Source organism: Pseudomonas sp. X4 (assembly GCF_040784925.1).
Lineage (GTDB): Bacteria > Pseudomonadota > Gammaproteobacteria > Pseudomonadales > Pseudomonadaceae > Aquipseudomonas > Aquipseudomonas putida_Z.
Map to the genome: position 1 here is coordinate 5,376,025 of NZ_CP160798.1, position 24,220 is coordinate 5,400,244.

Annotated in this window: 26 protein-coding genes; 12 read left to right on the forward strand and 14 right to left on the reverse strand. The window is 62.5% G+C overall.

Translation table 11 applies throughout. The features are described 5' to 3' along the window. Positions 1-4 precede the first annotated feature (4 nt). From ABX298_RS23890 to ABX298_RS23925, 8 genes are all read right to left on the reverse strand, one after another. A complete protein-coding gene (locus ABX298_RS23890; protein ID WP_286099918.1) occupies positions 5-811 on the reverse strand; it encodes a DUF3618 domain-containing protein in 807 nt (268 codons plus the stop codon). Continuing rightward, positions 808-1,236 carry a phage holin family protein gene (locus tag ABX298_RS23895; protein ID WP_085615792.1) on the reverse strand — a complete coding sequence of 143 codons (429 nt, stop codon included), beginning with the start codon at positions 1,234-1,236 and terminating at the stop codon, positions 808-810. The genes ABX298_RS23890 and ABX298_RS23895 overlap by 4 nt, the downstream gene beginning before the upstream one ends. Beyond that, positions 1,236-1,823 (reverse strand): hypothetical protein, encoded by a 588-nt coding sequence (locus ABX298_RS23900; RefSeq protein WP_085615794.1) that lies wholly within the window; start codon positions 1,821-1,823, stop codon positions 1,236-1,238. The genes ABX298_RS23895 and ABX298_RS23900 overlap by 1 nt, the downstream gene beginning before the upstream one ends. A 240-nt stretch (positions 1,824-2,063) precedes the next feature. Further along, positions 2,064-2,588, reverse strand: coding sequence for a hypothetical protein (locus ABX298_RS23905; protein WP_025339189.1), 525 nt, complete (start codon positions 2,586-2,588; stop codon positions 2,064-2,066). Between the two features lie 107 nt (positions 2,589-2,695). After that, on the reverse strand, positions 2,696-2,992 hold the full coding sequence (locus ABX298_RS23910) for a DUF6555 family protein (protein ID WP_025339190.1): 297 nt from the start codon (positions 2,990-2,992) through the stop codon (positions 2,696-2,698). A 108-nt stretch (positions 2,993-3,100) separates the two neighbouring features. Beyond that, the gene (locus ABX298_RS23915) at positions 3,101-3,412 is read right to left on the reverse strand and encodes a hypothetical protein (protein WP_274079888.1); all 312 of its coding nucleotides are present in this window, start codon (positions 3,410-3,412) and stop codon (positions 3,101-3,103) included. Positions 3,413-3,430: 18 nt separating this feature from the next. Continuing rightward, a complete protein-coding gene (locus tag ABX298_RS23920; protein WP_367393742.1) occupies positions 3,431-3,649 on the reverse strand; it encodes a hypothetical protein in 219 nt (72 codons plus the stop codon). Positions 3,650-3,749: 100 nt separating this feature from the next. Then, complete coding sequence (locus tag ABX298_RS23925; RefSeq protein ID WP_367393743.1) at positions 3,750-4,283, reverse strand: cupin domain-containing protein; 534 nt, start codon at positions 4,281-4,283, stop codon at positions 3,750-3,752. A 139-nt stretch (positions 4,284-4,422) separates the two neighbouring features. Between ABX298_RS23925 and ABX298_RS23930 the strand changes: the two genes are divergently transcribed. Then, positions 4,423-6,210: a thiamine pyrophosphate-requiring protein gene (locus ABX298_RS23930; protein ID WP_367393744.1), complete on the forward strand. Its 1,788-nt coding sequence runs from the start codon at positions 4,423-4,425 to the stop codon at positions 6,208-6,210. A 165-nt stretch (positions 6,211-6,375) separates the two neighbouring features. Here ABX298_RS23930 and ABX298_RS23935 read toward each other — a convergent pair whose 3' ends face one another. Beyond that, the gene (locus tag ABX298_RS23935) at positions 6,376-7,266 is read right to left on the reverse strand and encodes a LysR family transcriptional regulator (protein ID WP_286099920.1); all 891 of its coding nucleotides are present in this window, start codon (positions 7,264-7,266) and stop codon (positions 6,376-6,378) included. A gap of 127 nt (positions 7,267-7,393) precedes the next feature. Between ABX298_RS23935 and ABX298_RS23940 the strand changes: the two genes are divergently transcribed. Then, positions 7,394-8,224, forward strand: coding sequence for an oxidoreductase (locus ABX298_RS23940; protein ID WP_085704760.1), 831 nt, complete (start codon positions 7,394-7,396; stop codon positions 8,222-8,224). 234 nt (positions 8,225-8,458) lie between these two features. On the opposite strand, the gene ABX298_RS23945 is transcribed toward ABX298_RS23940, so the two are convergent. From ABX298_RS23945 to ABX298_RS23955, 3 genes are all read right to left on the reverse strand, one after another. Then, complete coding sequence (locus ABX298_RS23945) at positions 8,459-8,962, reverse strand: peroxiredoxin (RefSeq protein ID WP_286099921.1); 504 nt, start codon at positions 8,960-8,962, stop codon at positions 8,459-8,461. Between the two features lie 57 nt (positions 8,963-9,019). After that, positions 9,020-9,673 (reverse strand): dTMP kinase, encoded by a 654-nt coding sequence (locus tag ABX298_RS23950; RefSeq protein WP_075045268.1) that lies wholly within the window; start codon positions 9,671-9,673, stop codon positions 9,020-9,022. A gap of 205 nt (positions 9,674-9,878) precedes the next feature. Further along, the gene (locus ABX298_RS23955; RefSeq protein ID WP_085664872.1) at positions 9,879-10,667 is read right to left on the reverse strand and encodes a LuxR C-terminal-related transcriptional regulator; all 789 of its coding nucleotides are present in this window, start codon (positions 10,665-10,667) and stop codon (positions 9,879-9,881) included. Between the two features lie 162 nt (positions 10,668-10,829). Between ABX298_RS23955 and ABX298_RS23960 the strand changes: the two genes are divergently transcribed. Both ABX298_RS23960 and ABX298_RS23965 read left to right on the forward strand, forming a co-directional pair. Beyond that, complete coding sequence (locus tag ABX298_RS23960) at positions 10,830-11,651, forward strand: carbon-nitrogen hydrolase family protein (protein ID WP_137164018.1); 822 nt, start codon at positions 10,830-10,832, stop codon at positions 11,649-11,651. Positions 11,652-11,750: 99 nt separating this feature from the next. After that, complete coding sequence (locus ABX298_RS23965) at positions 11,751-13,073, forward strand: APC family permease (protein ID WP_085589854.1); 1,323 nt, start codon at positions 11,751-11,753, stop codon at positions 13,071-13,073. Positions 13,074-13,081: 8 nt separating this feature from the next. Here the strand turns inward: ABX298_RS23965 and ABX298_RS23970 are convergent, their stop codons facing one another. Further along, a complete protein-coding gene (locus ABX298_RS23970; protein ID WP_075045272.1) occupies positions 13,082-14,026 on the reverse strand; it encodes a GlxA family transcriptional regulator in 945 nt (314 codons plus the stop codon). A gap of 108 nt (positions 14,027-14,134) precedes the next feature. Between ABX298_RS23970 and ABX298_RS23975 the strand changes: the two genes are divergently transcribed. Next, positions 14,135-14,932 (forward strand): SDR family oxidoreductase, encoded by a 798-nt coding sequence (locus tag ABX298_RS23975; protein ID WP_075045273.1) that lies wholly within the window; start codon positions 14,135-14,137, stop codon positions 14,930-14,932. Positions 14,933-15,156: 224 nt separating this feature from the next. On the opposite strand, the gene ABX298_RS23980 is transcribed toward ABX298_RS23975, so the two are convergent. Then, positions 15,157-16,800, reverse strand: coding sequence for an acetolactate synthase large subunit (locus tag ABX298_RS23980; RefSeq protein WP_013972567.1), 1,644 nt, complete (start codon positions 16,798-16,800; stop codon positions 15,157-15,159). 170 nt (positions 16,801-16,970) lie between these two features. Between ABX298_RS23980 and ABX298_RS23985 the strand changes: the two genes are divergently transcribed. The 7 genes from ABX298_RS23985 to ABX298_RS24015 all read left to right on the forward strand — a co-directional run bounded on the left by ABX298_RS23985 (position 16,971) and on the right by ABX298_RS24015 (position 24,076). After that, positions 16,971-17,852 carry a LysR family transcriptional regulator gene (locus ABX298_RS23985; RefSeq protein ID WP_025339213.1) on the forward strand — a complete coding sequence of 294 codons (882 nt, stop codon included), beginning with the start codon at positions 16,971-16,973 and terminating at the stop codon, positions 17,850-17,852. Positions 17,853-18,136: 284 nt separating this feature from the next. Then, on the forward strand, positions 18,137-19,102 hold the full coding sequence (locus tag ABX298_RS23990) for an amino acid ABC transporter permease (RefSeq protein ID WP_084785188.1): 966 nt from the start codon (positions 18,137-18,139) through the stop codon (positions 19,100-19,102). 15 nt (positions 19,103-19,117) lie between these two features. After that, positions 19,118-19,882: an amino acid ABC transporter ATP-binding protein gene (locus ABX298_RS23995; protein WP_367393745.1), complete on the forward strand. Its 765-nt coding sequence runs from the start codon at positions 19,118-19,120 to the stop codon at positions 19,880-19,882. Between the two features lie 61 nt (positions 19,883-19,943). Then, positions 19,944-20,783 carry an ABC transporter substrate-binding protein gene (locus tag ABX298_RS24000; RefSeq protein ID WP_075045275.1) on the forward strand — a complete coding sequence of 280 codons (840 nt, stop codon included), beginning with the start codon at positions 19,944-19,946 and terminating at the stop codon, positions 20,781-20,783. A 97-nt stretch (positions 20,784-20,880) separates the two neighbouring features. Beyond that, positions 20,881-22,176, forward strand: a complete 1,296-nt coding sequence (locus tag ABX298_RS24005; protein WP_075045276.1) for an FAD-binding oxidoreductase — start codon at positions 20,881-20,883, stop codon at positions 22,174-22,176. A gap of 20 nt (positions 22,177-22,196) precedes the next feature. Next, positions 22,197-22,667, forward strand: a complete 471-nt coding sequence (locus tag ABX298_RS24010; protein WP_075045277.1) for an Lrp/AsnC family transcriptional regulator — start codon at positions 22,197-22,199, stop codon at positions 22,665-22,667. A 224-nt stretch (positions 22,668-22,891) separates the two neighbouring features. Then, positions 22,892-24,076 carry an MFS transporter gene (locus ABX298_RS24015; RefSeq protein WP_025339214.1) on the forward strand — a complete coding sequence of 395 codons (1,185 nt, stop codon included), beginning with the start codon at positions 22,892-22,894 and terminating at the stop codon, positions 24,074-24,076. Positions 24,077-24,220: the final 144 nt, after the last annotated feature.

The window sequence follows — 24,220 nt, forward strand, 5'->3', positions numbered from 1 at the left end:
AGGATCAGGAATTGAAGCCCAACCCCGAGGAAAGGTCGGAGTCTCCAGGCCTGCGCTCTGCCTGTGTCGACGCTTTACCACCCGCCTGATCGAGCGACTCTTCGACCGACGCCTTCACCTCGCGACCCTTGGCCTTGAGTGTGTCGGTCAAGCGATCGCTGCTGGCGCCCATCAGCTGGTCTTCCTTGCGGGTACTGGGTAGCGCCGCCCCCAATGCCGCACCCAGTGCTATCCCCAAAGCGGCCAATACCAGCGGTTGCTCCTGAAGCAGATGATCGAACTGGCCTTTCAGAGCCGTGGCCTGGTCTGCGGCCTTGTGTGCCGAATGGCGCAGGGTATCCGCAGAAGCCCCCACGGAGTCGCGGGCGCCGCTGCCGAGTTCGCTGGCCCGATCGCGCATGTCATGGGCTTTCATGCGCACCTTCTGGCTGGCGTCGTGCACTGCCTCCCCCGCCTGCGCGAAAGCGCCCTTCACCGTGTCCACCGCGTCGCCGACCTTTTCGCCCAACCCAGGCCCATGGTGCGCAGGCCCGGGGTTGAAGGGGCGGTTCTGGTTCAGGCCCAGCCAGGCCAGGCCCAGTACCGTCAGGGTAGCGGGTACGGGGTTGTTCTTGAGGGTGGTGCCCAGGTTCTGGAAGAACTCGCCGCCATTGCCTTTGGCATAGGCCAGGACTCGGTCGACCATCTGGCCCGGGCTCAGGCGCTGTTCGAGGGCGTCCACCAGATCGCTGATGTGCTCGCGCTTGGCGTTGATTTCCTGCTCGAGCAAGTCAGGGTCCTTGTGCGCTTCATGTTCGAAGGAAGTGGTCATGGCAGTTTCCTCTTCAGCGTGTCCTTGTCCTGCTGCATGGCATGCAAGGTGCGGTCAGGGGCCAGGTGCGTGGGTTCGAACCGTTTCTTGCCCGACTGCAACATGATGAACCCGATCACCAAGGTGACCGCGCCCACGATCAAGGCTGCCAGCCAAGGCTCGACCACCATCGCCAGGGCGTAGACTGCCGCCAGCAACAGGATGACGAAGCCCGCCAGCATCACGATCGCGCCCGCTGCCACCGCAGCCGTGCCGGCCTTCAGGGTGGCGAGGTTCTGCTGCAGCTCTGCCTTGGCCAGCGCCAGCTCTTTGGTGAACAGGTCCGGAACTTCCCGCATCAGCTGGCGCAACAAACCGCCAACACCGACGGCGTCGTCTTCCACCGTGTGCAGGCCTGGGGTGGTATGCAAGGGGTCTTTGTTCATCATTCACCTCCTTTGAGTGGATCGCGCTCGAACGGGCTGCCACTGACCGGCGTGCCTGCACCAGGGCCGACTGGGTCGACGGGGGTGAAAGGTTCACGGGTGGATACGTCGCTACCACGATCAGGCACTGGCTGCGCGGGGCCGGACTGTTGCCAATCAGCGGACGACGCAGGGGTGGTGGACTCATGGCTGGTGCTGGCTCGCATGAAACGCGACACGGCAAACCCGATGGCGACGCTACCGGCCAAAAAGAGCGCCGGGTTGCTCCTGGCCAACTGAGCACCACGCTGCAGCAGGCTTTCGGCACTTTCATGGCGTACCTGCTCGGCAAACTCACCCACGCACTCTGCTGCCTGGTTCAGGTACTGCGACAGCCCGAGACTGTCGTTGCCTTGCAGCGCAGCAGCCGCCGAACGCGCTCCTTCCTCGAGCGAATCAAGCTGATCGGCTGCGTTATCGCGGTAGTGTTCGAACTGCTCGCTGCCTTTGTGCCTGGCCTCGCCAAGCAGCGCACCGGCGTCATCGATCAAGGCATGTTCCTGGGTGCTGCCGGGTGGAGAGGTCGAGCTTTGATTGGTCTTGTCCATCGTTTCGCCCTCGAAGCGGATAGTTGGGTGGATGCCGTCTTTAATGGGGCATTCATTCGAGGGACGCAGGTGAGGCGGCAGGAGTTCAGCGTTTGTGATCTATGACATTTGCTTGGAGGCCCAGAGAAAATGGCGCAATCAAACCTGGTTATTGGTACCGGAGCAAAGGCTTTGAAGGTGGCGGTAATCAGAGTCGACAACGATTGGAGCACCGCGTTGTCTCGGGGGCAGCCGCGCCGCTCAGGCCAGCTGGATGAATACCGCGTAAATACCGAGAATCATCCAGAAGACCAGGAATATCCAAGGTGTACGCAGCGAAAACAACAACGACTTGCGGTGCCCGGCCAGGGAGGTTTCCGCCTCGCTGAACAGTGGCGATTCGTCATATGCCAGACCCATCAGTGGCTCGCTGCGCAGAAGGTGGCTCTGTTTCAATTGCCAGTGCTCGATGATCTTGTAGGCCGCGCGAATGCCCGGCCAGGCATTGAGTGAACTCAACACGCCCAGCAATGCGAGAAACGGCGGAACCACCAGCGTGAACATCTCGCCCCAGCTCTGATTGAGGTTACCCATCGACGATACGAAGGCGATCACCAGAAACGACTGCGCGGCGAGATAGGCGTCTGTGCGGTTGGCGAGGATGCTGGTCTCGTACTGGATTTCACGGCGGTAGAAATCAAGGCGCTCTTTTGGCGAACCGAACATGCGGGCGTTCCGCTCGCTGATCTCGTGTTCAGGGGTGCCTGGAGTGATGATTCGCGGCACGTACTGGCTCCTGAAAGTGAGAATGATGGTGCCTCGAAACTTGAGAAGCGAACCCATGAGTGAAGGCCTGCCTGAAGATTTCAGGCAGGTCCTGGTCACAACAAGCTTCAGGTACCGCCGGTACCGCTATTGGAGAATTTCTTTACATCAATGGTCGGTGCGACGAACTCCGGCCCGTCGCCCGATACCCGCCAGCGCACATTGTTGATGCCGTAGCGCTCAGCCATCGGCCGGCTGACCTTCTTGATCTTGTGCTGGCCGAACCGCGGGATGATACCCACGCCAGCATCGCAACTTGCCCAGTGCCAGGCTTCGGCGTTGTCCATACGCTCGAGCCGGATGATGAAGGTGCGAAATTCCCCATGAAGCTCGTACTCGATCACATACAACTGCTGTCCAGCCATTGCACTCTCCTTCACCAATTCAGACTAATGGAGCGAGCAACGTGTAAAAAGATTCATTAATTTTGACTGGTTGGTCATCGCTCTTTTCCACGGCGGTGCCTCAAGCGTTCAGCCAGACGCTGCAGCGCTTCCAGCCGGTTCGCCACGCAACGCCTCGCCCTCACCCGCGACGCGCCGGGCATACCCCACACCCCACAGCAGCGCCCGCCTCATGGTTTCCCCCGCGCGCTGGTCGTAGATCCGTTCGCACAGCACGGAACCGTCGGTGCGATAGACACCGATGAACAACTGCGTGGCGCCTGTGCGTGACAAGCGTGTCTGCACCTCCAGGCAGGTGCCGGTGCCGAGCGTTTCCTCATGGGTCTGATGGTGCAGGATCGGGTCGCACCACTGTCTGTAGGTTTCACCTCTTCGTTTCATCTGCCAGCCCTCACCTTTTCATGGCTGCTGATAATGCCCCGGCGAAGTGCCTGGCTCATGGTCGTGCTCCAGACGCTGCACCTGCACGTCAGTGAAAGATGACGCTTCGTTGCGGTGCATGCCTTGCAGGTAATCGCGCGCCGCTTCGCGGCTCATGTCCTCCTGGTCGCTGCGCAACTCGCAGGTGCCGGGTTGGTTGTCGAGGATGTAGCTGATCAGGTACAGGTACTTGGCCATCGCTGTAACTCCTGCTGGCTGAGTGAAATCGGGCGACTCAGCTCGATTGATCCTGGCTTGAGTGCAGCCGTTCAGCAGCGACGACGACCGGCTCAGGAACTCAGCGCCAGGCCGTCATCAGGGCGCCACGCGTGCCGTTGACCGGGTCTTGTGCGGGGTCGGGCACGGAAGCGATTCGCGCCAGCGCCTGCTGGTGCGCTGCGCTTTCCGGGCGCTGGATATCGTAGTTTTCCTGCCCCTTGGGATAGGCGCCGACCACCAGAAAATCATCGCTGCTCTCGACGCAGCGATGGCCAGTTCCTGCCGGCAGTACCAGTACGTCGCCGCACTTCACGCTTATTGTCTGCCCCGCTTCGCCGCCCAGCGTCACCCGCGCCCGGCCGCATGCGACGCCCAGAGCCTCATGAGCATTGGGGTGGAAGTGATGGTAATCGAAGATCCCGCCGCGCCACAGCGGCACCCACTGGTGTGCGGTGAACAGCGACTCGAAGGCACTGGCGCAGTCTTGCGACGGGTTGAGTTGCAAGCGGTACAGCAATACCGGGAAACGGCTGTTCGGCGTTGCACCGTCGTCCTTGAAATACAAGGTCTGCACGGTGGCACCCGCAGTGTCTGTCGCATTCATGTCGAGCATCCTGATCCTGTTGTCCGTTCACTTGCGAACCCGATGGCTCATGCAAGGTTCCAGTCGGTAGACCAGTGCGCACACGCTTGAAACCTTCCCGATCCGAGCCAAGTCCAGACCCCTATCGGTCACAGGACGGGAGAAGACAATGACCAGCACGGTAGGCGACTTTCTGGTGGAGCGCTTGTATCAATGGGGGGTGCGGCGCATCTTCGGTTACCCCGGCGACGGCATCAACGGGGTATTCGGGGCGTTGAGCCGGGCCGAGGGCAAGATCCAGTTCATCCAGGCACGCCACGAGGAAATGGCGGCCTTCATGGCCAGCGCCCATGCCAAGTTCACCGGCGAATTGGGCGTGTGCATTGCCACCTCCGGCCCCGGCGCTTCACATCTGCTTACCGGCCTGTATGACGCGCGCATGGATCACCAGCCGGTGCTGGCCATCGTCGGCCAGCAGGCGCGAGCAGCGCTTGGCGGGCATTACCAGCAGGAGCTGGACCTGCTGTCGATGTTCAAGGACGTCGCAGGTGCCTTCGTCCAGCAGGCTTCGACCCCGGAACAGGTGCGCCACTTGCTCGATCGCGCCGTACGTACCGCCGTCGGCGAACGCCGGGTCACCGCCATCATCCTGCCCAACGACCTGCAGGACCTGCCCTACCACGAACCACCGAAAGCCCATGGCACGGTGCATTCCGGCATCGGCTACAGCAGGCCCAGGGTGGTGCCTTTCGAGCAGGACCTGCAACGTGCCGCCGAGGTACTCAACGCTGGGCGAAAAGTGGCGATCCTGGTCGGAGCCGGTGCACTGCAAGCCTCCGAACAGGTGATCGCGGTAGCTGAAACGCTTGGTGCAGGCGCGGCCAAGGCGCTGCTGGGCAAGGCCGTAGTGCCAGACGACCTGCCCTGGGTCACCGGCGCCATCGGGCTGCTAGGTACCGAACCGAGTTATCGGTTGATGAGCGAATGCGACACCTTGCTGATGATCGGTTCCGGCTTCCCCTACGCCGAGTTCCTGCCTGAGGAAGGCCAGGCCCGTGGCGTGCAGATCGATTTGCAGCCAGACATGCTCAGCCTGCGCTACCCCATGGAGGTCAACCTGGTCGGCGACGCCAGCGAAACGCTGCGGGCACTGCTGCCATTGCTCGAACACAAGACCGAGCGCCGTTGGCGCGACCAGGTTGAAGGCTGGCGCGCAGACTGGGACAAGACCCTGCAGAAACGCGCCTTGGTCAAGGCCGACCCGATCAACCCCCAGCGCGTGGTGCACGAACTCTCCCCTCGCCTGCCCGACCACGCCATCGTCACCAGCGACTCCGGGTCCTGCGCCAACTGGTTTGCCCGCGACCTGCAGATACGCCAGGGCATGCAGTGTTCGTTGTCCGGTGGCCTGGCCAGCATGGGTGCGGCGGTACCCTATGCCATCGCCGCCAAGTTCGCCCATCCGCGGCGCAGCGTGGTGGCATTGGTGGGTGACGGGGCGATGCAGATGAACAACCTGGCCGAGCTGATCACCGTCGCCAAGTACTGGCGCCAGTGGGAAAACCCCCAGTGGATCTGCGCGGTGTTCAACAACGAAGACCTCAACCAGGTGACCTGGGAGCAACGGGTAATGGAGGGCGACCCCAAGTTCGAGGCCTCACAGACGATTCCTGATGTGCCCTACCATCTGTTCGCCATCTCCATCGGCTTGCAAGGCATCTATGTGGAACGCGAAGAAGACATTGCCGACGCCTGGGAGCGAGCCCTGGCGGCTGACCGACCGGTGTTGATCGAGTTCAAGACCGATCCGGACGTACCTCCCTTGCCGCCGCACATCAAGCTTGAACAGGCGAAGAAGTTCGCCAGCAGCCTGCTCAAGGGCGACCCGGACCAGGCTGGGGTCATCGTGCAGACGGCCAGGCAAGTTCTCGGTTCGGTATTGCCGGGAAAGAGATGAGATGTGCGCGGCAGCGGGGCCTTACACATCTGCCCGGCGAAACACCAATACCCTTGAAACAGTGGTTTGGCATATGGCATCGCAGGCAGCGACGGCAAAGCGAAACGCGCTGGAACTGGCGCCAGTTTAGCCCTTCCCTACCTGCCTCCAGAAGCCATGCTCACGCTAGCGCTGCTCCCGTACGAACTCGATGAAGGCCCGCAGCGCCGCAGGCACCTGGCGGCGGCTCGGGTAGTACAGATACAGCCCCGGGTAGTAGTGACACCAGTCCCCCAGCACCTGCTGCAGATGGCCACGCTCCAGGTGCTCCTTGGCCATGTCTTCGAACACATAGGCCAGGCCGAGCCCTTGCAAGGCAGGCGCCAGCATCAGGCTGACGTCACCCAATACCAAGGGCCCCTGTACATCGACCTCCAGTTGCACGCCCCCGCGCTCGAATTCCCATCGATAAAGTGCGCCACCAGGGAAGCGGTGCCCGATGCAAGGTAGCTGCTTCAAGTCTTGCGGGTGCTGTGGAACAGGATATCGATCGAAGAACGCGGGCGCCGCTACCACCACCGAACGAAGGTAAGGGCCGATGGGCAGCGAAACCATGTCCGCCTGGAGTCGCTCCCCCAGGCGCACGCCGGCGTCAAAGCCGGTGCCCACCATGTCCACCAGCGCATCGTCACTGACGATTTCCAGGCGTACATCCGGATACGCCAGCAGAAAGCGATTGGCCAGTGGCAGTAGCGCGAGCTCTACTGCGGCACGCCCGGCGGTGATGCGCAGGTTGCCTGACGGTTTGTCGCGGAAGTTGTTGAGGTCCTCCAGCGCGTCGGCGATGTCCCGAAAGGCCGGTTGCAGCCTCTGGTAAAGACGCTCCCCTGCCTCGGTAAGCGCCACACTGCGCGTGGTGCGGTTGAACAGGCGAACATCAAGACGGGTTTCCAGGGCCCGCAGCGCATGGCTGAGGGCCGAGGGCGTAAGGCCCAGCTCGACCGCCGCGCGGCTGAAGTTCAGGTGGCGGGCAATGCACAGGAACACGGACAGGTCGGCGGTGCTGGTTGGCTTCATTGCTGAAAGCTACTCAAAGGCCTATGTAATATTCATGGGATTATCACATCAATCCGCAGATTTTAAAGTTCGCTCAACTCATCGAGAAGGCCCGCATGGTGCAGGGTCGGATACAGGAGGAGTTGACATGCGTACCTGGCTCATTACTGGCGCTTCCCGCGGTTTCGGCACCCTGATCGCCCAACAGGCCCTGGCAGCGGGTGACGCCGTCATCGCAACGGCGCGTAACCCGGAAGACATCGAGGCTCGCCTTGGCCGGCACCCGAACCTGTTGGCCGTGCGCCTGGATGTGACCCGCGAAGAGGACGCCCATGCGGCGGTCGCTGCTGGCATCAAGCATTTCGGGCAAATCGACGTGCTGGTCAACAACGCCGGTTTTGGCGTGCTCGGCGCGGTAGAAGAAACCAGCGCCAGCGAAACCGAACGGCTGTTCGCCACCAACGTTTTCGGGCTGCTCAACGTAACCCGCGCCGTACTGCCCCACATGCGTCGCCAACGCAGTGGCCACGTGATCAACATCTCGTCGCTCGGTGGCTACCAGGCCTACATGGGCTGGGGGGTGTACGGTTCGACCAAGTTTGCGGTCGAAGGCATTAGCGAAGCGATGCACCAGGAGCTGGCCCCCTTGGGGATCAAGGTGACCGTGGTCGAGCCGGGCTTCTTCCGTACCGACTTCCTGGATGACCAATCGCTGGTGAAGACGGCGCTGGAGCTGCCTGACTACGCAGCCACCGTCGGCGTCATGCGCCATTACGCCGAGGCGGCCAACCATGCCCAGCCCGGCAACCCGGCGAAGCTGGCCGAAGCCCTGCTGGCCCTGGCCAATGCGGCGAACCCGCCACTGCGCCTGGCGCTGGGCAGCGACGCCGTCGCGCGCATCGAGGCCAAGAACAGCGCGGTCGAGCAAGAACTGGCCCAGTGGCGGGACCTGTCGCTCTCTACCGACTTTGCCGCGTAGCCGTTACACCGCATGCGCTCCCATAGAACTGCACATAACTCATTGAATTAGCAGGGACCCTGTGGGAGCGGCTTTAGCCGCGAACACCGGCGCAGCCGGTGCCATGCACCGCGTTGGATTTTTCGCGGCTAAAGCCGCTCCCACAGGGTAAGAGGATCGCTTGCGAATTCCGTTATCTGTGCGACAGCGCGGCCCAAAGGGCTGGGCAATCTCCCACAGGACCTGTGTATGCCTTCAGGGCTTACAAACAGCCAACATGCTCGCGGCGTCGCTGCACTCGAACTTGCCGGGTGCTTCGACCGCGATGTGCCTGACCACCAGGTCGTCTACCAACATGGCATAGCGTTGCGAACGCCGGCCCATGCCGCGCGCCGAGAGGTCCTGGATCAGGCCCAGCGCCTCGCTGAACTCTCCATTGCCATCGCCAATCATCCTGACCGCCTCGCCCACCTGCAGGCTCGCGCCCCAGGCATTCATGACGAATGCATCATTGACCGAAACACAGAGAATTTCGGCAACCCCGGTAGCGAACAGATCCTGTGCCGCAGCCACGTAGCCCGGGACATGCCGCTCCGAACAGGTTGGCGTGAAGGCACCAGGCAAGCCGAAGATCACCACTTTTTTCTGCTTGCAGCGCTCGTGCAGGGAAAACGCGTTCGGGCCGATCGCACAACCGCCCTCGCCGTTGCTGTACTGGTAAAGCGTTACGTCGGGCAGTGTATCGCCGGTCTTGATCATCGCTGTCTCCCTGGGGCGGTAAATGGCCAGGCATGATGCAGCATCCACCGGGGTACGTCAGCTACCACCGCGAACAGGCCAGCCCCCAGCCCGATCAACACACTGAAGCACGCCATCGATCTCGGCCACTACCTGCCGCGTTGCATCCTCGATGGCCCCTTCATTACGGCACAGTACCCAGCCGTGTTCCGCTACCGCACGTTCGAACGCCTCGGTACAGGCAACCTGCTCGTCCAGGCTATGGATCACCGTACTACCCAACCCGCGCGTTCGTGCCGCGGCCCTTGCCCATGAAGTATCAGGGGCCGTGACAACGCCGACATGCAAATCGGGCACTTGCACATTTCGCTCGAGGTTCAGGCGCAGGATCTCGTCGAACGCCACGCTGCGGCGAAATGCGGCATCGGACGGGTACCAGCGATCGATCAGGATGATGCTGTCTACTGGCTGCCTCGGCAGCACATGCCGGGAAATCCAGGCACGGCTTTCGGCGAAGCGCTCGCATACCCTCAATTCCAGGTCCCGGGAGGGGTTTCTGACCAGTTGGTTGACGAGGGCCATGGTTTCTCCCCGGTAGGGGTCGCTTTTTTTCTCGCAAAGCCGGATCACTTTCTTGTTGTCAGCCCTCAGGGCCTTGGTAACCGCCTCCAGAAGCGTGGTCTTGCCGGTGCCCTTGGGCCCATCGATGGAAACAAACAGCGGGCGGGTCATTTCTGATTACCAGTCGAATCTGAAAATGCAGCGCAGGCCTGGGTGCCAGCGCGGTCCTTGTGGGAGCGGGCATGCCCGCGAAGCAGGCGACGTGGTGGATGGCACCGGCCAAGCCGGTGTTCGCGGGTAAACCCACACACAGGGTCCCTGCCAAAGCAACAAGTCATGTGCAGCCCCATGAGAGGGGGCATGAAGTTGGCCGGAATCAACCCAGCTGGGCCTGAAGAAACAGCGAAAACAGCTCCGACTGCGATTTGATACCCAGCTTGCTGTACATATGCTTGCGGTGCACTTTCACTGTCTCCACCGAGATTTCAAGCTTGCGCGCGATCTCTTTGCTGGAACACCCGCTAAGCATCAGCCGGCCCACCTCCAGCTCACGCCCGGTCAATGGCGACTCCATCTGCTCGACCCTGTCCTCCATGCGGCTTTGCCAGTGCGGCGCAGGCTTGGTGGCCTCTTCCAGCAACTCCCGCTCAAAGGTCATCCGCTGGCGCATCAGCGCAGTGACCCACGGCCGCAACAGTTCCAGCAGGGTGACCTGTTCGATGCTGAACCGGCGCTTGCTACCCAGCGACAGGCACAGCGTGCGCTGCGCATCCAGCTGCACGTTGTACTGAATTTCATCGGCAACCACGTTAAGCCGGAAATAACGCTGGTAGTAGTCCGTCTGCTCGAAACATTCAGGGGCCACATCCGCCAGGCGCACCAGGCCGGACACCGCAGCCTCTCGGCTGGCCACGTAGAACGGGTCCAGCAGGTACAGGCCGTTCAGATAGTCCTGGAACAACGGGTCAGGGTTGCCGTCTGCACTGGGGCATTCGGCGAACACCTGCGGGCGCCCTGCGGAAAACAGCAGCGCAACCCAGCTGTCGCAGGCAACGTACTCGTTCAGCAACCGCACCAGGGCTGTCCAGAAGTGGTCCTTGTCGAGGGTTTCGATCAATTGGCCTACCGATCGGTGCCAGGCGATGTCGTGCAGCGTAAAATTCATCCTCTACCCCTGTTGGGTTACCACGTGGGCGTAATACCCCCCGCCATGATGACCACCCCATAATCCGGGCTAGCTTACGCTGAGCGAACCTGTACCGGGATCGTTTTTTACACCCCATGCCGCCAGGGCATGGCGGTCGAAGCCGTTAGTCGAGGATTGGAAATGAAGGTAGAGCTTGTCCAACTGGCCGGTCGCGATGGCGATACCGCGTACAACCTGCAGCGCACCATCGAGGCGATCGGCAACTGCGGCGCCGATACCGATCTGCTGGTCTTCCCGGAAACCCAGCTGATGGGCTTCCCAACCGAAGAAAACATCGGCCGCATCGCCGAGCCACTGGATGGCCCGAGCATCACGGCAGTCCAACAGGCCGCACAAGCGCAAAACGTTGCCGTGGTCGTCGGGATGGCCGAAGCCGCAGACGACGGCCGTTTCTACAACACCACCGTGCTGGTCACGCCTGAAGGCGTAGCGCTCACCTACCGCAAGACCCACCTTTGGGCATCGGACTGCGGGGTTTTCACCCCAGGCGACCGTTTTGCGACAGCCCTGTTCAAAGGCATCCGTGTCGGCCTGCTGATCTGCTTTGACATCGAATTCCCTGAAACCGCCCGCGCCCTGGGGCAGCTGGGCGCAGAACTGATCATCGTCACCAACGGCAACATGGACCCGTACGGGCCCACCCACAGAACCGCCATCACCGCACGCGCCATGGAAAACCAGGCCTTCGCGGTCATGGTCAACCGCGTGGGCGACGGTGATGGCGGCCTGGTTTTCGCTGGCGGCAGTGCAGTCGTCGACCCGTACGGCCAGTTGCTGTGCGAAGCCGGCCGTGGCGAGTGCCGCATGACCGTCGAGCTGGCCATGGAGCAACTGCAGCAGTCACGGCGCGACTACACCTACATCGCCCAGCGCCGCATCCAGCTGCCGGGTGAACAGGTCGAGCACGCCAACGGCCTTCGCGAACTGATCATCCCCTCCTGAATATTCCACCCTTCCAGGCTCTCTTACTGGAATGCAAGGCCGCCAGGGACGGCAGCGTGTTCGACTCTGAATAACAATCACAAGCTGGAGCAAGCAGTAATGGCCACACTCAAGCGAACGCTTTCGCTGGGCTCGGTGGTGCTTTTCGGCATCGCCTACATGACCCCCATCATCGTCCTGGGCACATTCGGTATCCTGGCCGAGACCACGGGAGGGAGGGTACCCGCAGCCTACCTCGCTGCCGCCATCGCCATGCTCTTTACCGCCTTGAGCTACGGCCACATGGCGCGCGCCTTTCCAGTCGCCGGGTCCGCCTATACCTACGTGCGCAAATCGATCAGCCCGCAGCTGGGCTTCATCACCGGGTGGGCGGTGTTGCTCGACTACCTGTTCCTGCCCATGGCGATCTGGCTCATTGGCGCGGCCTATCTGCACTCGGCGTTCCCGGGCGTGCCGCAAGCCATTTGGGTGCTGGCATTCATCGGCATCACCACGACGATCAATGTGATCGGCCTGCGGCTGGCCAAGACCGTCAATGGCCTGTTGATGTTCATTCAGTTGCTGGTGCTGGCGGCGTTCGTTGCGCTCGCGGTGCACTATGTCTGGGGCGACCCCACGGTGCCGCTGTGGACACTCGAGCCGTTCTACAAGGAAGGCACCCAGTTGCCGCTGATCATGAGCGGTGCGGCGATTGCCTGCTATTCATTCCTGGGCTTCGACGCGGTCAGCACCCTGACCGAAGAAACCAAGGAACCACGCAAAAACATCCCGAAAGCCATCCTGCTGATCACCCTGATCGGCGGCGGGCTGTTCATCGCCTGCAGCTACTTCGTTCAGCTCGCCCACCCGTCCACCGACTTTGCCAATGCCGACGCGGCGGCTTATGAAATTGCCCAGAACATCGGTGGCGACATCTTCGTCAGCATCTTCCTGCTGGGGCTGATCGTCGGCCAGTTCACTTCGGGCCTGTCGGCGCAAGCCAGCGCCTCCCGCCTGCTGTATGCGATGGGGCGTGACGGTGTGCTGCCCAGATCATTCTTCGGCAAGCTGAGCGAGCGCTTCAGTACGCCGGTGCCCAGCATTATCCTGTGCGGGGTGGTCGCCCTGCTCGCCTTGCGCATGGACGTGACGACCTCTACCTCGTTCATCAACTTCGGTGCCTTTCTCGCCTTCAGCCTGGTCAACCTGGCGGTGATCTTCCACTACTGGGTTGCCATGCAGCAGCGTGGTGCCAACGCGCTGCTGATGTACCTCGCATTCCCCCTGGTGGGCTTTGCCTCCACCTTGTGGCTGATGGCGAGTCTCGATCACCTGGCGATCTACCTGGGGGCAGGCTGGCTCTGCCTCGGCGTGCTCTACCTGACCGTGATTACCCGTGGTTTCAAGCGCAAGCCACCGGAGATGCATTTCGAGGAAGCCTGAACGACCCTCTAGACCACTCGCCTGGCATCCCTGCGCACCGCCTGCGGCGGCACCCCAAACCCGCGGATGAACACCTCGCGCAGGTGCCGGCGGTCTCTGAAGCCGGTCTCCCTGGCCACCACGTCCAGGCTGTGCCGGCTTTGCTCGATCATCAGGCGGGCAGCTTCCAGGCGCAGGTTCTCCACGGCCTTGGCCGGGGACTGCCCGGTTTCGGCAGTGAACACCCGGGTGAACTGCCTGGGGCTCAGGTGCACCACACCGGCCAGCTCTTCGACACTCAGCGGGCGGTTCAGGTGCTGGCGGGCGTATTCCAGGGCGCTCTGGACGCGGTCCGACTTCGGCGCCAGGACAAGCAGTTCGGAATGTTGCGACTGCCCGCCCGAGCGCCGCTGATGCATCACCAACTTGTGCGCCACCGACCTGGCCAGCTCGGCCCCCAGATCCTTCTCCACCATGGCCAGCGCCATGTCCAGCGCTGCGGTCATTCCCGCCGATGTCCAGACCGGCCCATCGATGATGAAGATCCGGTCATCGTCGACCTCGACCTTGGGGTGCAGGGTGCGCAGTGCCTTGGCATAGGCCCAGTGGGTGGTGGCCCGGCGATTGTCCAGCACGCCGGCCTGCGCCAGCACGAAGGTGCCGGTACACAGCCCGGCGGTCCTGCGCGCACTGGCAACAAAGCCTTGCACACACGCCAGCACCTCATCGGCGGGGGGCGTCTCGGGGGTCAGGGTACCGCTGACCATCCAGGTGTCAGCCAGGCCTGGTGCAGCCAACGGCAGGGTTTCGATGGGCATGCCCAGCGATGAGCGGACCATGCCGCCACCTACCGAGAAGTTCTGCACCCGGTAAAACGCCTCCCCGGCGACGAGGTTGGCGACCTCGAACACCGTCTGCGTGGCCAGGCCCATGATTTGAAAACCTTCGGTGATCAGATAGCCGATGCGATGCATGACCGGGCTCCGTCTGGTAGTGTCCTGAAACACTACCATATACGTCATTTGAGCCAGTGAAAATCTACCGCATCATGGCCCCAGTCCCCAACCACTGGAGCTTGAATCATGACTCACTCGCACAAAGGCACCGCCCTCATTACCGGCGCTTCCTCGGGTATCGGCGCGGTATACGCCGAGCGCCTGGCCCGCCTCGGCTATGACCTCGTGCTGGTCGCACGCAACCGCGACCGCCTCAATGCACTGGCCAGCCGCATCAGCCAGGATACCCGGCAAAGTGTCGAAGTCTTCCCGGCAGACCTGGCAAGCCCCGATGAACTCGCCCGGGTCGAGCGCAAGTTGCGTGAAGACGCGAGCATCACCCTGCTGGTGAACAATGCCGGTATCGGCACCCATACCCCCCTGCTGGAAAGCGATGTCGAACGCATGGCCGAGATGATCAGCCTCAACATCACCGCCCTCACCCGCCTTACCTATGCCGTGACGCCAGGCTTCGTTGCCCGCCAGCAAGGTGCAGTGATCAATATCTCGTCGGTCGTCAGCCTGGTCCCGGAGCTGCTCAATGGCGTTTATGGCGCCAGCAAGGCGTACGTCACCGCCTTCACCCAGTCGCTGTACAAGGAACTTTCGCCACACGGCATACAGGTCCAGGCAGTGCTGCCTGGCGCCACGGCCACCGACTTCTGGGCGATTGGCGGCTTGCCGGTGGAGAACCTCGACCCAGGTATCGTGATGTCGGTTGACGACCTGGTCGAAGGCGCCCTGCAGGACTTCGAAAACAAGGTACTGATCTCCATCCCTGCCTTGCATGACCTGCAGCGCTACGAAACCTACGAGAGTAACCGTCAAGCCCTGTTCGGTGAGCTTTCCAGCAACCGGCTGGCACCTCGCTACAGTGCCAGCTGAAACTGATTGCCTGGTCGAAGGCCCGCGCGGGGGTTACCGAGCACGGCGCCCCAGTCGCTGTCCCTGTAGGAGCGGCCTTGTGTCGCGATGGGCTGCATGGCAGCCCCGGCGATTGTTGCGTTGACGCTGAAATCCGGGGGGCCGCTTTGCGGCCCATCGCGACACAAGGCCGCTCCCACAAAGGATCGGCGCCAGCCTTGAGGTGGCGCCGATCCTGTCAGGCCTTACACCGCCAGCGCGCGCTCACGCAGCTCGCTGTTGAGGATGCGGTCGTTCTCGCTGTAATCGACCGGGCAGTCGATCACGTGCACGCCCGGGGTCTTGATGCAGTGCTCGAGCAGCGGCAGCAGGCCTTCGGCGCTTTCCACGCGGTGGCCGTTGGCACCGTAGGCTTCGGCGTACTTGACGAAGTCCGGGTTGCCGTAGTCCAGGCCGAAATCGGTGAAGCCCATGTTGGCCTGCTTCCAGCGAATCATGCCGTAGCCGTCGTCACGCAGGATCACCACGGTGATGTGCATGCCCAGGCGTACTGCAGTTTCCAGCTCCTGGCTGTTCATCATGAAGCCGCCGTCGCCGCAAACCGAAATCACCGGGCGGTCTGGGTGCACCAGGTGCGCGGCCATGGCCGATGGCAGGCCGGCGCCCATGGTCGCCAGGGCGTTGTCCAGCAGTACGGTGTTCGGCTTGTGCGCCTTGTAGTTGCGGGCGAACCAGATCTTGTAGATGCCGTTGTCCAGGGCAACGATGCCTTCGGACGGCAGCACGCGACGGATGTCGGCGACCATGCGCTGCGGGTAGACCGGGAAGCGGTTGTCGTCGGCACCTTCGGCGATCTGCGCTTCGTTGGCTTCACGGATGGCCATCAGGCGGGTGAAGTCCCAGTGCGAAGTGTCGTTCAGGGCTTCGCTGATCTGCCACACGGCGTTGGCGATGTCGCCGATCACTTCCACCTGCGGGAAGTACACGGCATCGACTTCGGCGGAGCGGAAGTTGATGTGGATGACTTCGGTGCCGCCACGGACCATGAAGAACGGTGGCTTCTCGATCACGTCGTGGCCGATGTTGACGATCAGGTCGGCGGCTTCGACGGCGCGGTGCACGAAGTCACCCGACGACAGCGCGGCGTTGCCCAGGAAGCGCGGGTGACGCTCGTCGACCACACCTTTGCCCATCTGGGTGGTGATGAACGGGATGCCGGTCTTGTCGATCAGCTGCTTGAGGACCTTGGCGGTCATCTTGCGGTTGGCGCCGGCGCCGATCACCAGGATCGGGTTGCGGGCGTTCAGCAGCTTTTGCACGGCAGCGTCGATCGCCACGTGCTCGGCCAGCGGACGGCGGTGCAGGCTTGGCGGGATCGGCAGTGCGTCGGTCTGCTCGGCGGCGATGTCTTCCGGCAGCTCCAGGTGCACGGCACCCGGCTTTTCTTCTTCAGCCAGGCGGAAGGCTTCGCGCATGCGCGAAGGGATGTTGTCGGCGGAGGCGAACTGGTGGGTGTACTTGGTGATGGGGTCCATCATGCCGCACACGTCGATGATCTGGAAACGGCCCTGCTTGGACTTCTTGATCGGCTTCTGGCCGGTGATCATCATCATCGGCATGCCGCCCAGGTAGGCGTAGGCGCTGGCGGTGACCAGGTTGGTGGCGCCAGGGCCGAGGGTCGACAGGCTGACGCCGGTCTTGCCAGTCAGGCGACCATAGGTGGCAGCCATGAAACCTGCGGACTGCTCGTGACGGGTAAGTACCAGCTTGATCTTCGACTTGCGCAGGGATTCGAGCAGGTCGAGGTTTTCCTCACCAGGAATGCCGAATACATACTCGACACCTTCGTTTTCCAGGCATTGCACAACGACATCGGCGGCCTTGGCCATTTGGGGTACTACCTCAAAATCTTTGTGGGATTGCAGATTTATTAAGCTGCGTGACTGAGATGTTGCAGGATGTCTCAGTGGCGCGCATCGTAGGCCCTCTGGTTAATAATAATAAATATATTGTTATGATGCTTGGCATCACAGTTTGTTATGAACGGTAAACCCCCTCAATGAACCTAAAGGCATTGCGCTGCTGCGTCGAGATCGTGCGCCAAGGCAGCTTCACCAAAGCCGCGCAGCACCTGCATATTGCCCAGCCGGCACTGAGCATGGCTGTTACCCGCCTGGAAGAAGAACTGGGCGTCACCCTGTTCAACCGCACCACGCGCAAAGTCATCCTGACAGCCGAGGGCGAACGCTTCCTGCCACGTATCGAATCGGCCCTGCGCGAAATGGATGTGGCCCGGCAAGAACTGCGCGACATGGCCGACCTGAAGCGCGGCGAAGTGCGCCTGGGTATCCCGCCGATGTTCGGCCTGCACTATGTGCCCGGCTTGATGAACGCCTTCCGCCAGCTGTACCCGGGCATTGCCATGACCGTGTTCGAAGGCAGTGCCGAGGACATTGGCCATCGCCTGGAACAACGGGAAATCGACCTGGCGCTGCTGGAGTCCAGGCGCGTGCCGCCCGACAAGGAATCGATCCTGCTGGGCAGCGACGAGATGCTGGCGTGCATGCACCCTGACCATCCCTATGCCGGCAAGGCCTTCCTCACGGCCGAGGACCTGCGCAATACCGACATGGTGGTATTCGACCGCACCTTCGTGCAGCGCCACCTGCTGGATGCGTTCTTCGCCGAACATGGCATCACGTACCAGGTAGCGCTGCAGAGCAACTTCGTATCGCTGGTGGTACAGGCCGCGCTGGACAACATGGGCGTGGCGACCCTGCTGCGCTCGGTGCAACAACGCACGCCGGGCATCGTCGGCGTACCGTTCCAGCCAGCGCAGCAGATGAGCTTCCGCTTGTGCTGGCGGTCGGGGGAATACCTGTCGCTGGCCAGCAAGCGCTTCATCGATTTTGCCGCGCAAACCCATTACCTGGAACGTTGATACCAGCCTGTTCCGGCCTCTTCGCGGCTAAAGCCGCTTCCACAGGAGTTGTGCATACCGCAAGCCTGCACTGATCCCTGTGGGAGCGGCTTTAGCCGCGAATACCGGCGCATCCGGTGGCAAACGATTTGACGGGGCCAGGCAGCAAATGTCAGGCAATGCACCCGTCAAATGCCATTACAAACCTGTCAATCGTTGCAATCCGTCAGGTTCTTGCCTGCGCTTCGCCTCCCTACAATGGCCTCACAACAACAAACGAGCCCAGCTCCGTGAGGCACGACCCCATGTACAGAGACCATATCGTCAAACCGCGTGCGACCGACAACCCTGCGTTCATGGCCCTGACCACCGCCGTGATCTTTGCACTCGCCCTTTTCTACGGTGTGGGCGACGGTAGCCTGGCCCGGCTGATGGGCCCGATCGTGCTCGACCTGCAGGCACCGCTAATGCGCAACATCGCCGTGGCCGGCACCTTGGCCGTCACCCTGGTGCTGAATCTGTTCATCCTCGGCCGCTTTGCGCTACGGGCCCAGGTAATCACCGTCTGGTTCGAACTGTTGCTGCTTTTCCTGCTGTTCTTCGACACTTTCGACCTGTCTTACAGTTTCATCGCCAGCAAGGTCGGCTTCATGATCACCCAAGGGGTGTTTACCACCGTCTACGTGTCCACGATCTCGATCGCCATCGCTTTCGTCCTGGCCCTGATGGGTGCGACTGCACGCTTGTCGTCCAACGGCTTCGCCATCGCCATCGCCAGTTTCTATACCTCGTTCTTCCGCGGTGTACCGCTGCTGATCCAGATCTACCTGATCTATCTCGGCATCCCCCAACTCGGCTACGTGGTCGGTGCAGTGCCGGCGGGCATCCTGGCCCTGTCGCTGTGCTATGGCGCCTACATGACGGAAATCTTCCGCGCCGGCATCAGCAGCATCCCGCGCGGGCAGTGGGAAGCCTCGCGAGCAATTGGCCTGACCCCCTTCCAGGCAATGACCCGGGTGATCCTGCCGCAGTCGATGCGACTGATCATCCCGCCCACCGGCAACCAGTTCATTTCCATGCTCAAGGACAGCTCGCTGGTGTCGGTGATCGGCGTGTGGGAGTTGATGTTCCTGGCTCGCACACAGGGCCGCGCAGAGTTCCGCCACCTGGAAATGCTGATTACCGCCGCCGTCCTGTACTGGGTGCTGTCGATCCTGCTCGAAGCCGTGCAGTCGCGCCTGGAAAAACGTTTCGACCGCGCCCACCGCTGATCGAGGAGCATCACGATGAACCAAGTAGTCACCCCAGCTGCCGCCCAGGCCGCCGTATCGATCCGCGGTCTGCAGAAATGGTACGGCGACTTTCATGTACTCAAGGGTATCGACCTGGAAATCGCCAGCGGCGAGATCGTGGTGGTCTGCGGTCCGTCAGGCTCAGGCAAGTCCACACTGATTCGCTGCCTGAACCTGCTGGAGGACTTCCAGAAAGGCCAGGTGCTGATCGCCGGCAACCCGCTTGACCGTGATGCCGCAAGCGTGGCCGCCATTCGTCGCCAGGTCGGCATGGTGTTCCAGCAGTTCAACCTGTTCCCGCACCTGACCGTGCTGGAAAACCTGATGCTCGGTCCGCGCCTGGTCAGCAGGCTCAACGAGGCCCAGGCCCGCGCCCAGGCCCTGGAGTACCTGGAGCGGGTGCGCATCGCCAGCCAAGCCGACAAGTTCCCCGGCCAGCTTTCCGGTGGCCAGCAACAGCGGGTAGCCATTGCCCGCGCGCTGTGCATGAAGCCGCGGATCATGCTGTTCGACGAACCCACTTCGGCACTGGACCCGGAAATGGTCAAGGAAGTGCTCGATGTGATGGGCGAGCTGGCCCAGGATGGCATCACCATGCTCTGTGTCACCCACGAAATGGGCTTCGCCCGCCGGGTCGCCGACCGCATCATCTTCATGGACCAAGGCCAGGTCATCGAGCAGGCCCGGCCCAACGACTTCTTCGACAACCCGCGCCATGCCCGCGCCAGGGAGTTCCTTTCGCAGATTCTCAGCCACTGAGGCCTGTGTCTACCGCTGTGCCAACACCACAACAACAATTGCATACCCGGAGACTTACCGAATGAACCCACTTGCACGCTTGTTTGCCCTCACTGCCGTCGCCGGCAGCCTGGCCCTGATGACCGGCGCCGCCTGGGCGGGCGCCACCCTGGATCGCATCCACCAGAGCAAGGTCATGAAAGTGGCCACAGCCGCCAACTGGCCACCGCAGTCGTTCCTCGGCGAGGACAACACCCTCAAGGGCTTCGACATCGATGTTGCCAACGAAATCGGCAAGCGCATGGGCACCACGGTAGCGTTTGTCACCCCGGAGTACGGCATCATCACTGCCGGGCGCTGGGCGAGCCGCTGGGACCTGTCGGTCGGTTCGATGACGCCTACCACCGAGCGTGGCCGCGTACTCGACTTCCCGGCCATCTACTACTACACCCCCTACATGTTCGCAGTGCACAAGGATGCCGCCGGCGCCAGCGCTGCCGACCTCAATGGCAAGACCATCGGCGTCGAGGCCGGCACTACCTCCGAGGACTACATCAACCGCCGGCTGAAGATCGACGCGGCGGACGTACCTGCATTCAGCTACACCGTGGAGCCTGGTGATGTGCAGACCTACGGCGACAGCATGGGCCCGCTGGATGACCTGCGCATGGGCAACGGCACCCGCCTGGATGCCGCACTGTCGCCGCTGCCGACCATCATGGGCGCGATCAAGGCCGGTTACCCGATTGCCCCGGTGCAGGGCAAGCCCGCCTACTACGAACCGCTGGCCATCGCCACCGACAAGGGCGACGACGCCTTCAATGCCGAACTGGCCAAGGCCGTCGAAAGCATGAAGGCCGACGGTACGCTGAAGCAGCTGTCCGAGAAGTGGTACGGCGCCGACCTCACGCAAGTGCAATAACCCCATCACCCACAGGCCAGCGCCCCTCAGCTGAAGGGCGTGCGGCCCCCGCGTGCCCGTAGAACATGCAACGCTCAGTAAAAGGATGACCCAGCCGATGTCCAGCTACAGCAACAACTACTACACCGGAACCATGCGCCCGGCCTCACAGCGCCCGGCTTTGGCCGGCGAAACCCGGGCCGATGTATGCGTCATCGGCGGCGGCCTGGCGGGCCTGAGCGTAGCCTTGGAACTGCTGTCGCGCGGGCGCTCGGTGGTATTGCTGGAAGCCGCGCGAGTGGCCTGGGGGGCCTCAGGGCGCAATGGCGGCTTCGTGCTGCAGGGCTGGTCCGAAGGGCTGTCGGCCATCGAGCGGCGCTGCGGCAAGCCGACAGCAGCGGCATTGTTCCGGCTGTCACTGGAGGGCGTCGATATCGTCCGCGACACCATCGCCCGCCACCAGCTGCCAGGCTGTGCCGCGACCACCGGCAAACTCAGCGTGGTGCGCTACGACGACGCCGACAACCTGCAGCGCACCCGCGACCGCATGGCCCGTGACTTCGGTTTCGAGATGGAATACCTGGATACCCCGACGCTACGCAGCCGCCTGAACACCGACCGCTACTACCAGGGGCTGCGCGACAGCCATGGTTTTCATTTCCACCCGCTGAACTACTGCCTGGGCCTGGCCGAGCTGGTCGAGCTTGCCGGCGGCTGTGTCCACGAGCAATCGCCCATGCTGCGGGTAGCACGCGTGGCCGGGCGCCACCGCGTAACCACTGCCCACGGCGCGGTCACCTGTGCCGATGTGGTGTACTGCTGCGGCGGTTACGGCGGCGCCGAGTTCGGCCGGCTGCGCCGAGCTTTCCTGCCGATCGCCACCTACGTGGTACTCACCGAACACCTGGGTGAACGCCTGAATGACGTGGTACGTACCACGGATGCCGTCGGCGACAACCGCCGCGCCTCGGATTACTACCGCATCGTCGAAGGTGACCGCCTGCTGTGGGGTGGCCATATCACCACCCGCAATCTGCAGGACGAACAACGCCTCGGGCAGTTGCTGACCCGTGACATCCTCAGCGTTTATCCGCAGTTGCAGGGTTTGAAAATCGCCAAGGCCTGGTCCGGGCTGATGGGCTACGCCCGCCACAAGATGCCGCACATCGGCCCTCTGGGCCCGGGGTTGTGGGCCTGTACTTCATTTGGGGGCCATGGTATGAACACCGCACCCGTGGGCGCCAGGGTAGTCGCCGAGGCGGTGTGCGGCGAAACCGACCGTTATCGCCTGTTCGATGCCTATGGCCTGGAATGGAACGGCGGACCGTTTGGGCCTGCTGCGGCACAAGCGGTGTATGCCGGGCTGAAACTGATGGACCGGTTCCAGGAAGCGCGCTCGCAGTACAACAACTAGAACGACAACCAGGAATCGCCATGGACCCCCTCCCCCCCGGCGCGCTGTTCAAACTTACCGAAAAGGACCGCCAACTGCTGGCGCTGCTGCAGGCCAACGCCCGTGAGCCCACCGCCTCGCTGGCACGCAAGCTGGGTGTGTCGCGCTCGGCGGTGCAGGAGCGCATCAACCGCCTGGAGAATGCCGGCGTGATCACCGGCTACAGCGTGCGCATCGACCAGGACAAACTGCAGCAGGTGATCAACTGCTTCACCATGACCTCCTGCAGCAACAAGAGCTACACCGATGTGATGACCACCTTGCGCAAGATGGAGTCGGTGCAGGCGGTGTACGCGGTATCGGGCGAAATGGATTTCATCATCCACCTGACCACCCATACCTTGGGCGAACTGAATGCCGAACTGACCCGTATAAACATGATCAAGGGTGTGACCCATACGGCGTCGCACATTGTCATGGAGACCAAGTTCAGCAAGAAGCTGACGTTGTAATCCCCCTCCCAGGCTTGTGCAGAGCCTTGTGGGAGCGGGCGTGCCCGCGAACACCGGCGCAGCCGGTGCCATCCTCCGCGCTGGATTCTTCGCGGGCATGCCCGCTCCCACAGGTGCTGTTCATGCCGCAGGTCCAGGAAGCCGGCCAGCTTCCTCGACGTCACCGTCACGGATTGACTATGATCCCGCCTTGAACGTTTCAGCATGTTTCAACAAGGATCCAGATGTCAGTTCAGGAATTACCCCCTCTCCCTAGCAAAACTACCGTCGCGAAGATGGAAGCCGCCATGGCGCTGGGCAGCTTTGCCATTGGCACCGGCGAGTTCGCCATCATGGGCCTGATGCCCGATATCGCCAGCAACCTGCAATTGAGCGAGCCCCAGGTGGGCCATGCCATCAGCGCCTATGCGCTGGGGGTGATGGTCGGCGCCCCGACACTGGCGATCATCGGTGCCCGGCTGTTGCGCAAGCACATGCTGCTGTTGTTGATGGCGCTGTATGCCCTTGGCAACCTGGCTACCGCCTTCGCCCCCTCGTTCGGCGGCCTGGTCGCCTTCCGCTTCATCAGCGGCCTGCCCCATGGCGCCTACTTCGGCATCGCGGCGGTGGTGGCGTCGAGCATGGTGGCCAAGGACCAGCGGGCGGGGGCCGTGGCCCGGGTGATGATGGGCCTGACCCTGGCCATGTTGCTCGGCAACCCGGTTGCCACCTTGCTGGGCCAGTACTTCGGCTGGCGCTCGGCGTTCGTGCTGGTCGGCGCGATCGCCCTGTGCACCATCGCCCTGGTCTGGCGCTTCGTGCCCCAGCGCCACGATGAAGTGCGCAGCGACCCGCGCAAGGAACTGCAAGCCTTCACCCTGCCGCAGGTGTGGATGGCGCTGGGCATCGCCTCGATCGGCTTTGCCGGCATGTTCTGTGTATTCAGCTACCTGGCGCCGACCATGTTGCAGGTGACCCAGGTGTCGCCGCAGTGGATTCCGTTCGGCCTGGCGGCGTTCGGCGTCGGTGGCATTGTCGGCAACATCGCCGGAGGCAAGCTGTTCGACCGCCTGCAGTTCCGCGCCGTCGGGCTGGTGCTGGTGTGGTCGATTGCCGTGCTGCTGTTCTTCAGCTTTGCCGCCCAGGCGCTGTGGAGCCTGCTGCTGGGCATTGGCCTGGTCGGCACCATGATTGCCCTGGCGGCGCCGTTGCAGATCCGCCTGATGGACATTGCCCATGAAGCGCCAAGCCTGGCGGCGGCGTCCAACCATGCGGCTTTCAACCTGGCCAATGCGCTGGGGCCGTGGCTGGGCGGCATGGCGATTACCGCAGGCATGGGCTGGACCAGCACCGGGTACATCGGCGCGGCGACGGCGCTGGTCGGGCTGGGGATCTACCTGGTGGCACGGCGGATGAAGGGCGGGCACTAGGACCGAATGCGGTTCTGTACTTTGGGGCTGCTGCGCAGCCCTATCGCGACACAAGGCCGCTTGTGTCTTGATGGGGGATTAGAATTTGGAGTGAGAGCGGTGAATGGCAAGCTGAATGCCGTAGGTGCCTTGAGCACGTGTGGG